Here is a 12631-nt window from a genome sequence, read left to right on the forward strand (position 1 = left end):
ACTTACAGATGTCGGATGCCGTTCGTCCATGAGTCGATGAATCAAAGTCGAACGGTCATTATCCGCCGATTCCGTTAAATGGGAATCAGTACCTCTAGAGCTTCCAGTCGAGGCTCAAGGTCACGGTGCGCGGGTCGCCCCAATACACACCGTTGTAGAAGCCGACGTTGTCGTAGTACTTCTTGTCGAACAGATTGTTGACGTTCAACGAGGCGGACAGGTGCCGGTCGAATTCGTAGCGCGACATCAGGTTGACCACGGTGTAGGCCTCCTGCTGAATGTCCGTGCGCTCGGTGATAAAGCTGCCATCGGCGCGGCGCCCGACCGGGCGACTGGCGCTGCGGTACACGTCGCTCTGCCAGTTCACCGCAGCCCCCACTGTCAGCGCCTGCCACTCGCCGGGCAGGTGCCAGGCCGTGGAAAATCGCAGCATGTTCAACGGCTGAACCGTGTTGATCCGTTGTTTTTCACCGTCGACCGAATGGGTGTAGGTGTACCCGGCGGTCATGTTCCAACCCGCCATGACTTCGCCTGACAGCTCGGCCTCGAAGCCTTGCACCTTGTTGCCTTTGCCGCTGGATTTGTAGAACTCCTCGCCGGTCACCGGATCCGGTGGCACCGAGTCGTCCAGTTCCGCGACGTTGTCCTGCTTGCTCCAGAACAGCGCGGTCGCCAGGTTCAGGCGCTCTTCCAGCAGGCTGCCCTTGAGGCCCAGTTCATAGTTGCTGCCCACCACCGGTTCGAGGTATTTACGACTGCTGTCGCGGTTGGTTTGCGGTTTGAAAATGTCGGTGTAGCTGACATAGGCGGTGTACTGCGGCGTGAGGTCGTACAGCAGTCCGGCGTAGGGCGTCCACATGTCATTTTGTTGCTGGCTGCTGTGATCGACGCCGCTCAGTAGCAGGTTGGCGTCGTAGCTGTTGGTGGTGGTTGAGGTTTTCCAGCTGCCGTAGCGGCTGCCGAGGACGGCGTGCAGTTCATCGGTGAGGTTCAGGCGCGTGGCCAGGTAGCCGGCTTTCTGCCGGGTATAGTCTTTCGAGCCGGTCAGGCTGGTCACGGTGTCGGGGAATTTGCCGATGTTGCCCATGTATTTCCAGTCAGGGACATTTTCATAATCGGCGGCTCTTGGGCCATCCACCGTGTAAGGCGAATCCTCGCGGCGCTCGGCCTCGCCATAACCCACCATCATTTCGTGATCACGCCCCAACAGCGTGTAGGGGCCGGACAGGTTGAAGTCATAGGCCTTCATTTTTTGCGTGCCGATCATGTGGCTGACGTTGGCGATCATGCCGCTGCGGTCCGCCTCGGGGAAGCCGCCGCCGGCATAGTAGATCTTGCCGTCGGTGTCACTTTCGCGGTGGGTGTAGGCGGCCTTGAACTGCCATCCGCCACCGAGCTGGTGATCGAGGTTGGCGAACGCGGTCTTGTCCTTGAGCGGCCACGAGCTCCAGGACGTCGCCATGTTGGTCGAGCGTCCCAGGTTGGCTTTGCTGCCGTCGGCATTCCAGTACGGCACCGTGCCCCAGGACGTGCCTTGAACGTGCTTGTTCTGATAGTCGTAACCCACTGCCAGCAGGGTGTCGTCGGTCAGGTCGACCTCGAGCACCCCGTACCCGACTTCCCGTTGCTGCTGGTATTTGTCCCGGTAGGAATCGCTGTCGCGGTAGGCCACCACCCCACGACCGCGCAGTCGCCCGTCGAAGGCCAGCGGGCCGCCGACGTCCAGGTAGCTGTAGTAGTCGTCATAGCTGCCGCCGCTGACACCGCTCTTGGCTTCCCATTGTGCAGTCGGTCGCTTGCGCACCATGTTGATGGTGGCCGAGGGATCGCCCGCACCGGTGGTCAGGCCCGTTGCACCGCGTACCACTTCGATGTGGTCGTAGATGATGGTGTCGGAATCGGACTTCATGTAGCTGAAGGTATTCAACATGCCATCGACCTGGAAATTATTGATCGAGTAGCCGCGCGAGGAATAGCTGACCCGGTCCGAGTCGTTGTGCTGGACCACGATGCCGGTGGTCTGGCTCATGGCTTCGGACAGGCTGCCGAGTTTGAAATCGTCCATTTGCTGGCGCGTGACCACTGAAACCGATTGCGGTGTTTCCTTGATCGACATAGGTAGCCGGGTGGCCGTGCTCATGGAACCTGTGGTGTACGAATCGGTATTTTCGGTGGTGCTGCCCAGGCTCTGGGCGGTGACGTTGGTCGCACCGAGCATGAGGGTTGGCGCCGAAGGCGCTTTCTCGGTCTCGGTTTCAGCGAGCAGGTCCGGGCTCAGTGCGGCGCCGCACAGGCCAAGGGTAAAAGTCATGGAACGGGTGATAGGCGCGAACATCGCGGCCGACTCCTTGTCGTCGAGGGAAAAATCCGTTGATTCAAGGACGAAGGAGGAGGGAGGGATTTAGGGGTAAACGAGAATAATTATTATTATGAGATATTTCCTACAACACAAAACAACTGTGGGAGCGCGCTTGTTCGCGAAAGCGCAGTGTCATTCAACATTGATGTCGACTGACACTGCGCTTTCGCGAGCAAGCCCGCTCCCACAGGTTTGAACGGCGTTGAATGGGCTACTTTTGTACGACTTCAGGCGCTTTTGGCTTGATCAGGCTGAAGTCAATCAACGGCCGCTGCTGACGCTCGTAAGGGTTGCCGATCAGCAAGGGCCGTGGCTTGAAGCTGTCGCTGACCACGCTCTTGCTGCGATCGAGTTCATCGAAGCTCAGGCCTGCCAGGTCTGCCCAGGTATGGATCAGGTGCGAACTGCTGTACGGCCGCCCCAGGTGAGCGGCAAAGTTCCAGTCGTGGTTTTCGCGCCATTTTGGCGAGGCCCACGCCATGAACGGGATGGTGTACATCGGCGCCGTCGGTTTGCTCTCGTTGCGTCCCAGGGTGCCATGGCCGGGGGAGTCGAACACGTCTTCACCGTGGTCGGAGAGGTAGAACAGGAAGCCGTTCGGGTCCGACTTGGCGTAGTCCTTGATCAGGCTAGACACCACGAAGTCGTTGTACAGCACGGCGTTGTCATAGCTGTTGTACGTTGGCAGTTGGTCGTCACGCACGCCGGCCGGAACGCCATTGCGGTCCTTGAACTTGTCGAAGGTCGAAGGGTAGCGGTACTGGTAGCTCATGTGCGTGCCGAGCAGATGCACCACGATCAATTTGCGCGGTGCCGCGTCGGCCAGGGCCTTGTTGAACGGCTCGATCACGTCGCCGTCGTACTGGGCGGCATTCTGGTTGCGGTTGTTGTTGAGGTACACCTGTTCGTCGGCCTGCTCGGAGAAGGTCGTGAGCATGGTGTTGCGCTTGGTCATGGTCTGCTGGTTGGTGATCCAGAACGTCTTGTAGCCGGCCTGTTTCATCATGGCAACCAGTGACGGCGTGGACAGGTACAGCTCAGGGTTTTCTTCGTCGGCGAAGGTCAGCACCTGTTGCAACGCCTCGATGGTGTACGGGCGCGGCGTGATGACGTTATCGAAGACCGTCAGTTGATCCTTGAGCTTGTCCAGCTCCGGCGTGGTTTGCCGAGGGTAGCCGTACAGGCTCATGCGCTGACGGTTGGTCGACTCGCCGATCACCAGCACCAGGGTAGCGGGCTGGTTGGCCGTCGCATCCTTGAAGTTGTGCAGCGGCGCCACCTTGCTCGCGCTGTGCAACATGTTTTGCATGTTGGCCAGGGTGTCGAGGTAGCGGTGATAAGCCACTGCCATTTGCCATGGCACCGCTGGCTCGATGCGGGTTTCGAATTTCTCGAAGCCCTCGGCGAAGCTGCCGGTACGCAGGGTTTGTTTGACCAGGGGATAACCGACCACGGCAACCAGAATGGCGGTTGCTGCCACCAGTGCCTTGGTGCGCGGCAGGTACACCGGGCGCAGGCGTGTCCACAGGAAGTAGCCGACCGCGGTGTGCGCGAGGAAGGCCGGGACCATCCACCAGGCAAAATACTGGGTCATGTATTCGCCCGCTTCAGACACGTTCGATTCGAACATGATGAAGATGACGCTTTGCGAGAATTCCTGCTGATAGATGAAGAAGTAACCGAGGCTGGCCATCGAGCACGCCCACAGCACCACGCCGATGACCGCGGCCATCACTCGTGTCTGACGGGGGAACAACAGCATCGGCGCCAGCCAGATGGCACTCATCACGAACGCCTGGCGAAAGCCGGTGAAACCGGAGGTGCCGGTCAGCTGGATCAACAGTTGGGTGATGCCGGAAAAATACCAGAAGAACAGGAACAGCCAGAGAAGTCCTGCCCAATCGAAACCTTTCGCAGACGAATCGCTGCGTTTAAACCAAGTCATTCAACGCTCCAGCCAGTAATCACAGCACCACCCAGTCCCGCAGACGCCGAAAAGGGGCGGCCGCGCACAGTCCAGGCGGCGCACATTGCGCCGAAGTATCAATAGGCGGATGTGAAAATTTCGTGAGTTGCCGGAGGTAGAGGGAGATATGGCGTGTCGGAAGCAGTGCAATGCTGCTTCCGGGTCAGACCATGGGATCAGGCGTGAGGTGCCCGCTGGGGGAGGGGCAAGGGCTGTTGGCCCTGGACCAGCAAGCGCAATTGCGCCAGCTCCTGTTTCAACTGGTCGCGCTCGTCTTTCAACTGACGCAATTCCTCGCGACGGATAGTGACGTAAAGGGTTTGTGCTGGCAGTGCGTTGTGTACTGTGCCCATTGCTCACCTCGCAAATGGCTATCTCAACTGTAGGTCTGCCGCCAAAATCGGTGGCTGATCTACTATCGGCGCCAATTTTGATTTCTTTTGCCCCCGAAGGGAACTTTTTTATTTTTCATGGTCGTTGTGTCTTCGGCACGATTCCTGACGTTATCCATCAGGATCGGGCACAATGCCCGGAAACTTCATGCCAACGCTCTGGACTAACCTCATGAGTCGCGTTGGGCTATAACCTTTGACACACTTTTATTTGTAGTAGGGAGCATCAGCACATGCAACTCGGGATTATTGGACTGGGCCGCATGGGCGGCAATATTGCGCGGCGCCTGATGCTCAACGGACATACCACCGTTGTGTACGACCGCAATACCGCCTTCGTCGATAACTTGAGCAGCGATGGCGCCACCGGCGTCGCCGATTTGCCGGCCCTGGTCGCTGGCCTGGCCAAACCACGAGCGGTGTGGGTCATGTTGCCGGCAGGCGCACCGACCGAAGACACCATCGACACCCTGAGCACCTTGCTCGAAGCCGGCGATACCATCATCGACGGCGGCAACACCTTCTATAAGGACGACATCCGCCGGGCGAAAACCCTCGCGGAAAAAGGCCTGCACTACATCGACGTCGGCACCTCCGGCGGCGTCTGGGGCCTGGAGCGCGGCTATTGCATGATGATCGGCGGCGATGCCGAGACCGTGACGCGTCTTGATCCGCTGTTCAAGACCCTGGCGCCGGGCATGGGTGACATTCCGCGCACCAAGGACCGCAAGTCCGATGACGATCGTGCCGAGCACGGCTACATCCACGCCGGTCCCGCCGGTGCCGGGCATTTCGTCAAGATGATCCACAACGGTATCGAGTACGGCATGATGCAGGCCTTTGCCGAAGGCTTCGACATCCTGAAAACCAAGTCCAGCGACATCCTGCCGCCAGACCAGCGTTTCGACCTGAACGTCGCCGATATTGCCGAAGTCTGGCGTCGTGGCAGCGTGGTGTCCTCGTGGCTGCTGGACCTGACCGCCGATGCCCTGGCCAGCGATTCGAAGCTCGACGGTTATTCCGGTTCCGTAGCGGACAGCGGCGAAGGTCAGTGGACCATCGAAGCCGCCATGGAACAGGCGGTACCGGTGCCCGTGCTGTCGAACTCGCTGTTCTCCCGCTACCGCTCGCGCGGCCAGGGCACCTTTGGTGACAAGATTCTTTCCGCCCAGCGCTTCGGCTTCGGTGGCCACAAGGAGACTGCGAAAAAATGACCCATGGGATCCGCAGGAAATCCAAGACTGAACCCGCGCCACCCACCACGCTGTTCCTGTTCGGCGCCCACGGTGATCTGGTCAAGCGCCTGCTGATGCCGGCGCTGTACAACCTCAAGCGCGACGGTTTACTCGGGGATGGCCTGCGGATCATCGGCGTTGACCACAACGCCATCAGCGATGAAGGCTTCGCAAAAAAACTCGAAGACTTCATCCGCAGCGAGGTGGCCGCCAAAGTCGGCAAGGGCGATCAGTCCCTTGACCCGGACGTGTGGGCCAAACTCGCCAAAGGCATCAGCTACGTCCAGGGCGACTTCCTGGACGACAGCACTTATCAAGCGCTGGCGGCGAAAATCGCCGACAGCGGCACAGGCAACGCGGTGTTCTACCTGGCCACCGCGCCACGCTTTTTCAGTGAAGTGGTGCGCCGTCTCGGCGCGTCCGGCTTGCTCGAAGAAAGCCCCGAGGCGTTTCGCAGGGTGGTGATCGAAAAACCCTTCGGTTCCGACCTGCAAACCGCCGAGGCCTTGAACGCCTGCCTGCTCAAGGTCATGACGGAAAAGCAGATCTATCGCATCGATCACTATCTGGGCAAGGAGACCGTGCAGAACATCCTGGTCAGCCGGTTCTCCAACAGCCTGTTCGAAGCGTTCTGGAACAACCATTACATCGATCACGTACAGATCACCGCGGCCGAAACCGTCGGCGTGGAAACCCGTGGCAGTTTTTACGAACACACCGGCGCCCTGCGGGACATGGTGCCCAATCACCTGTTCCAGTTGCTGGCAATGGTGGCCATGGAGCCACCGGCGGCCTTTGGTGCCGATGCGGTGCGCGGTGAGAAGGCCAAGGTGGTCGGCGCGATTCGTCCCTGGTCGGTGGAAGAGGCCCGGGCCAATTCGGTTCGCGGCCAATACACGGCTGGCGAAGTCGATGGCAAACCACTGCCTGGTTATCGCCAGGAAGACAAGGTGGCACCCGACAGCAACACCGAAACCTATGTCGCCCTCAAGGTCATGATCGACAACTGGCGCTGGGTCGGCGTGCCGTTCTACCTGCGCACCGGCAAGCGCATGAGCGTGCGCGACACCGAGATCGTCATCTGCTTCAAACCGGCACCTTATGCGCAGTTCCGTGATACCGAAGTCGATGAGCTGGCGCCGACCTATCTGCGAATCCAGATCCAGCCCAACGAAGGCATGTGGTTCGACCTGCTGGCCAAGCGGCCTGGCCAGGCGCTGAAGATGGACAACATCGAACTGGGGTTTGCCTACAAGGACTTCTTCGAGATGCAGCCGTCCACCGGCTATGAAACGCTGATCTACGACTGCCTGACCGGCGACCAGACGCTGTTCCAGCGCGCCGACAACATCGAGAACGGCTGGCGTGCCGTACAGCCTTTCCTCGATGCCTGGCAACAGGATGCCAGCGTGCAGGGCTATGCCGCAGGTGAAAACGGCCCCGAGGCCGCCGAAGAACTGCTGACCCGCGACGGACGCGTCTGGCACGGCCTTGGCTGAGTGACCCAGGGGGTATGGGGTTACAGCCAGAAGCTCACGGCGTACCAACCCAGAATCCCCATCACCACCGTATACGGCAACGCCATCCACACCATCCGCCCATACGACAGGCGAATCAGCGGCGCAATCGACGAGGTCAGCAGGAACAGGAACGCCGCCTGGCCATTGGGCGTCGCCACGCTGGGCAGGTTGGTGCCGGTGTTGATCGCAATCGCCAGGGTCTCGAAATGCTCGCGGCTCATGTGCCCGGACAGAAAGGCCTGCTTCACTTCGGTGATGTAGATGGTCGCCACGAACACGTTGTCGCTGATGGCCGAGAGCAGGCCGTTGGCGATGTACAGCATGCCCGGTTGTTGCTCGGCGGGCAGGGCCAGGACCCACTGAATCAATGGCGTGAACAACTGCTGATCATGGATGACCGCCACCACGGCGAAAAACACCACCAGCAACGCGGTGAAGGGCATGGCGTCCTTGAACGCGGTGCCCAGGCGGTGCTCGTCGGTGATGCCGGTGAACGCGGTGATCAGCACGATCACCATTAGCCCGATCAGGCCCACTTCCGCCACGTGCAAGGCCAACCCGGCAATCAGGATCAGCGCGGCCACGGCTTGCACGATCAACGCTGCACGCTGGCGCGAGGTGCGCTCGGCATTGTCCTGGGCGGCGTAACTGGCCAGCACGGTGCGTACGTTGTCCGGCAGCAATGTGCCGTAACCAAACCAGCGCAGTTTTTCCAGCAGGACGCAGGTGACCAGGCCTGCGACCAGCACCGGCAGGGAAACCGGGGCGACCTTCAGGAAAAAATCGGCGAAGTGCCAGCCCATCTCATGACCGATCAGCAGGTTCTGCGGTTCGCCGACCAGCGTACACACGCCACCCAGCGCCGTACCCACGGCACCGTGCATCAGCAGGCTGCGCAAAAATGCGCGGAACTGCTCGAGGTCGGCGTGATGCAGGGTGGGCAGGTGCTGATCATCGCTAAATTCGCTGTCCTGGCGCGGATCGCTACCCGAGGCGACGCGGTGGTACACCGAGTAAAACCCGACGGCGGCACTGATGATCACCGCGGTCACCGTCAGGGCATCGAGAAACGCCGACAGGAACGCCGACAAAAAGCAGAACATCAGCGCCAGCAGGGCTTTGCTGCGCACACCCAGCAACAGGCGCGAGAACAGGAACAGCAGCAGGTCTTTCATGAAGTAGATGCCCGCCACCATGAACATCAGCAGCAGGATCACCGGAAAGTTGTGCAGCAACTCGTCATAGAGCGCCTGGGGCGTGGTCATCTTCAGCAGCAGCGCTTCGACCAGCAGCAGGCCGCCGGGCATCAGCGGGTAACACTTGAGGGCCATCGCCAGGGTGAAAATGAACTCCAGCACCAGCATCCAGCCCGCGACGACCGGGCCTGCGGTCCATAACACCAGGGCGTTGAGAATCAGGAAACCGACAATGCAGGCCTTGTACCAGCGCGGTGAGTTGCCGAGAAAATTGTGCGCGAACGCCTGGACCATCGAACCGGACATCGGCTACTCCTTGTATTAAGAAGCGCGCAAGTTGCCGTAAGCCGGAAAGAAGATCAAGCGTAGGAAAAATCCATCGAATCAGACCAGGTAGCGTGCGACGATCGCCCGATAGTTGCCGTCCAGCGAATAGCCGCCGACGAGGACGTTACCGTCGTCCTGTACCGCGACGGAAGTGGCCGTATCGAGACTGCGGCCCAGACGGGTGCGCAGCCATCCACTGCCGTTGCCGAAATCGCTGTCGAGTTGCCCGCCTGGCAGGTATCGCCCCAATACAAAGTCGGCCTCGACGCCGCCAATGGTGGCGCCGGCGGTCACTACGCTGCCGTCCGGTTGCATTTGCGCGGCGGTCCACTGGCAGCCGTTGTGGCCGATCTCCAGCAAATGCGCCTGGCCGCCGTTGCAGTGATGATCCGGGCGACCATTGAGGTGCAGTTTCAGGGCCAGGCAGCGCATGGGGTCGCGGCTGCTGCCAAAACACTGGATGTCGCCATTGTCCTGCTGGACGATTTGACTGACCTGGGCACCTTGCCCGTTCGCCGTGAAGCTCATGTAGCCGTCCAGGGCGAAACTGCTGTCGAGGCTGCCATCGGGGTTGTAGCGGGCCACCAGGCCTTCCTGCGGAAAATTGATCGAGCCAGCCACCAGGATGCGACCGTCCCGTTGCACCGTCACGTTGCTGAGCCAGGTATTCATCAGCAGGTGCCTGACCATGACAAAACCACGGCCATTGAAGCTGCTGTCCAGCGAGCCATTGGCGTCCAGACGTATCAGCATGGCAGCATGATCGGCCAGTTCGAAGTGATGATTGGCCACCAGCAGTATTCGACCGTCCTCCTGCACGTCGACACTGCAGGCCTCGGCGCCCGGTACGCCCGGAGGCAGCCAGACATCGCGCATGCCCCGGGACAAATGGCCTGGCAAGCGCACCACGCAGCGGCCATTGTCGCCAAACCGTTGGACCGGTTGACCCTGCGGGTCGAACAGTGCCAGTGCCGGAAGCGTGCGGTGCTCGCTTTCGTATTGCAGGCCAGCGATCAGGATGTTTCCATCGGGCAGCACCTGCACCTTGCCCGCCATGGCCTCGAAACCCGGTTCGAATTGGCCGATGACACTGCCTTGTCTGCCAAAGGCCAGGTCCGCCGAACCGTCCTTCAGCAAACGCGCCAGGCCAAAGCGGCTGCCGCCAGGCATTGTGACCTTTGCCGCCACCAGCAAACGACCCTGTGAGTCAATCGCGATGTCATTGGCCAGGCTTGAAGTACTGCCAAAGAAATACACCTGGGTGGTGCCTTTGGCAGCGAAGTTGGGGTCGAGCTTTCCGGCAGGCTGGACGGTTGCGGGGAAAGCCAGAACGGACTGGATTGACATGCACGCATCTCCTTGCGAGTCGTCCTGATCCAGAAGTTGGGGGTGGCGACTGTTAAGAGATTATTCAATCCCTGAATGATTGATTGCACAACTGTCAGAACTAACAGGCGGAGGGTCGTTGTGTGCCACAACACTGTCTTTTCGAACCAAAGCCAAGCCAGCAAAGAGTCCGGAGCACGCCGAAGTTCAAGTAAGAAAGCGTCTCGAGTGCACTTTGCATGAAAAGACCACTAACTAACAACAGTGGGAAGGCGCGGATTACCCCGGAGTAATCCGCAATACAATTATTGTGGCATCGACCAGGATTGCAGCGTGTAGCCTTCTTCGCTCAATTCGGCGCGGGCCTGTTCCAGCAAGCTTTCAAGCTGCGCCGGATCGCTGTAGGCGCTGCTCGGGATCTGTTTGCGCCCTATTTTGTTACTGGTGCGGTCGATAACGGTCAGGGTCAGTTCGCCATTCCCGTCCTGTGGGGCCCAGGCCACGCATTTGAACGGTTTAAATGCGCGATCGGCTATCAGCAGAGCTTCGTTGACACGGAGCGGGGCGTTCATAGGTCGTCTCTCTGTAGGCCCAATCAAGTCAATTGCCGTCGGTTGGGCTTATACCGTTCGGCTGGTTACTTGTACTGATGCGCGCAACCCGGGTTCAGGTCACACACAATCAGAAGAAATTTCAACTTTCTTGTATATCCCTGTAAATCGGGCGCGTGTTGAAAGCTTGATGAAAGGAAACATTCGTCAGGTCGCTGGAAAATCCCGTTTCTTATAACGCTTTGCGCAGCAGGCCTATAGTCAATCGGTACAAGCGCCCGTCAAATTCTTGCTAACGTTACAGCCAGGTTCGCCAAATGACTGTTTTTAATAAAAAATCCTAAAATTTGGCGTCAAGGAAATCACATGAGCGAAGCGCCTGCGTTACGACGTCTATTAGTGGTTGATCCCTGCGACGACTGCCATCGCCTGTTACCTGGATTACGCTCCGTGGGTTGGGATGTTGACAGCTGCTCGCTGGACAACGCCGCCGATCGTAGCTGTGACGTGGGCTTGTTACGACTGCAGCCCTTTCACCTCGAGCACCCGGATACGGTCAAGGAGGTGATCAGCCGCAGCGGTACCGAGTGGATCGCCGTGCTCAACCAGGACGTTCTGCGGCTTCAGAATGTCGGGGACTTCGTCTGCGAGTGGTTTTTCGATTTTCATACCTTGCCGTTCGATGTCTCCAGGGTCCAGGTGACGCTGGGTCGGGCCTTTGGCATGGCGCGCCTGCGAGGGCAGGGCACGGTGCACATCGATCAGCCCGAGCACGAACTGCTGGGGGACAGCAAACCCATCCGCGAACTGCGCAAGCTGTTGAGCAAGCTGGCGCCCACCGAGTCGCCGGTGTTGATTCGCGGTGAAAGCGGCACAGGCAAGGAGCTGGTGGCCCGTACGCTGCATCGGCAATCCCTGCGCCACAGCAAACCCTTTGTCGCGATCAACTGCGGGGCGATTCCCGAGCACCTGATCCAGTCCGAACTGTTTGGCCATGAGAAGGGGGCCTTTACCGGCGCCCATCAACGCAAGGTCGGGCGGATCGAAGCGGCTCACGGCGGCACGCTGTTTCTCGACGAGATCGGCGATCTGCCCCTTGAGTTGCAGGCGAGCCTGTTGCGCTTCCTCCAGGAAAAACACATCGAACGGGTTGGCGGTAGCCAGCCGATCCCCGTGGATGTACGGGTGTTGGCGGCAACCCATGTCGATCTGGAGGCGGCGATCGAGAAGAAAGGCTTTCGCGAAGACCTGTATTACCGCCTGAACGTCTTGCAAGTCGTGACTGCGCCCCTGCGTGAGCGTAATGGCGACCTGTCGATGCTGGCCAACCACTTTTCCCATTTCTACAGCCATGAAACCGGCCGCCGCCCGCGCAGCTTCAGTGAAGACGCCTTGATTGCCATGGGCAAACACGACTGGCCGGGCAATGTTCGCGAGCTGGCCAACCGGGTACGTCGCGGCCTGGTGCTGGCCGAAGGCAGGCAGATCGAAGCGCGAGACCTCGGGCTGATCAGCCACCACGCCATTGCCGCGCCAATGGGCACGCTGGAAGACTACAAGCACCGGGCAGAGCGCCAGGCCCTGTGTGATGTACTCAACCGTCATAGCGATAACCTGAGTATTGCCGCCAAGGTGCTGGGCATCTCCAGGCCGACCTTTTACCGCCTGCTCCACAAACATCAAATACGTTAAAAGATCGCAGCCTGCGGCAGCTCCTACATGGGAATACGTTCACCTTGTAGGAGCTGCCGCAGGCTGC

General features: G+C 59.7%; 9 protein-coding genes. 3 read left to right on the forward strand and 6 right to left on the reverse strand.

Annotated features, from left to right (window positions below):
* Positions 1-94: 94 nt before the first annotated feature.
* The 3 genes from SOP85_RS25860 to SOP85_RS25870 all read right to left on the reverse strand — a co-directional run bounded on the left by SOP85_RS25860 (position 95) and on the right by SOP85_RS25870 (position 4678).
* Entirely contained in the window at positions 95-2335 is a 2241-nt protein-coding gene (locus SOP85_RS25860) for a TonB-dependent siderophore receptor (protein WP_323628677.1), read from the reverse strand.
* 235 nt (positions 2336-2570) lie between these two features.
* Positions 2571-4304 (reverse strand): phosphoethanolamine transferase CptA, encoded by a 1734-nt coding sequence (locus SOP85_RS25865; protein WP_323628678.1) that lies wholly within the window; start codon positions 4302-4304, stop codon positions 2571-2573.
* 197 nt (positions 4305-4501) lie between these two features.
* Entirely contained in the window at positions 4502-4678 is a 177-nt protein-coding gene (locus SOP85_RS25870) for a DUF6026 family protein (protein WP_274075861.1), read from the reverse strand.
* 272 nt (positions 4679-4950) lie between these two features.
* Here SOP85_RS25870 and gnd point away from each other — a divergent pair, with 272 nt between their 5' ends.
* Both gnd and zwf read left to right on the forward strand, forming a co-directional pair.
* Entirely contained in the window at positions 4951-5931 is a 981-nt protein-coding gene (gnd, locus tag SOP85_RS25875) for a phosphogluconate dehydrogenase (NAD(+)-dependent, decarboxylating) (RefSeq protein ID WP_274075860.1), read from the forward strand.
* Complete coding sequence (zwf, locus tag SOP85_RS25880; RefSeq protein ID WP_323628679.1) at positions 5928-7451, forward strand: glucose-6-phosphate dehydrogenase; 1524 nt, start codon at positions 5928-5930, stop codon at positions 7449-7451. Before gnd ends, zwf begins: the two co-directional genes overlap by 4 nt.
* Positions 7452-7471: 20 nt before the next feature.
* Here zwf and nhaB read toward each other — a convergent pair whose 3' ends face one another.
* The 3 genes from nhaB to SOP85_RS25895 all read right to left on the reverse strand — a co-directional run bounded on the left by nhaB (position 7472) and on the right by SOP85_RS25895 (position 10893).
* Positions 7472-8974, reverse strand: coding sequence for a sodium/proton antiporter NhaB (nhaB, locus tag SOP85_RS25885; RefSeq protein WP_323607873.1), 1503 nt, complete (start codon positions 8972-8974; stop codon positions 7472-7474).
* Between the two features lie 78 nt (positions 8975-9052).
* Positions 9053-10342: a hypothetical protein gene (locus SOP85_RS25890; RefSeq protein WP_274075857.1), complete on the reverse strand. Its 1290-nt coding sequence runs from the start codon at positions 10340-10342 to the stop codon at positions 9053-9055.
* 284 nt (positions 10343-10626) lie between these two features.
* Positions 10627-10893: a hypothetical protein gene (locus SOP85_RS25895; protein ID WP_274075856.1), complete on the reverse strand. Its 267-nt coding sequence runs from the start codon at positions 10891-10893 to the stop codon at positions 10627-10629.
* Positions 10894-11238: 345 nt separating this feature from the next.
* Here SOP85_RS25895 and SOP85_RS25900 point away from each other — a divergent pair, with 345 nt between their 5' ends.
* Entirely contained in the window at positions 11239-12564 is a 1326-nt protein-coding gene (locus tag SOP85_RS25900; protein WP_274075855.1) for a sigma-54 dependent transcriptional regulator, read from the forward strand.
* The last annotated feature ends 67 nt before the right edge of the window (positions 12565-12631 follow it).

It is taken from the genome of Pseudomonas sp. YuFO20, from assembly GCF_035064975.1.
Classification (GTDB): domain Bacteria; phylum Pseudomonadota; class Gammaproteobacteria; order Pseudomonadales; family Pseudomonadaceae; genus Aquipseudomonas; species Aquipseudomonas putida_AE.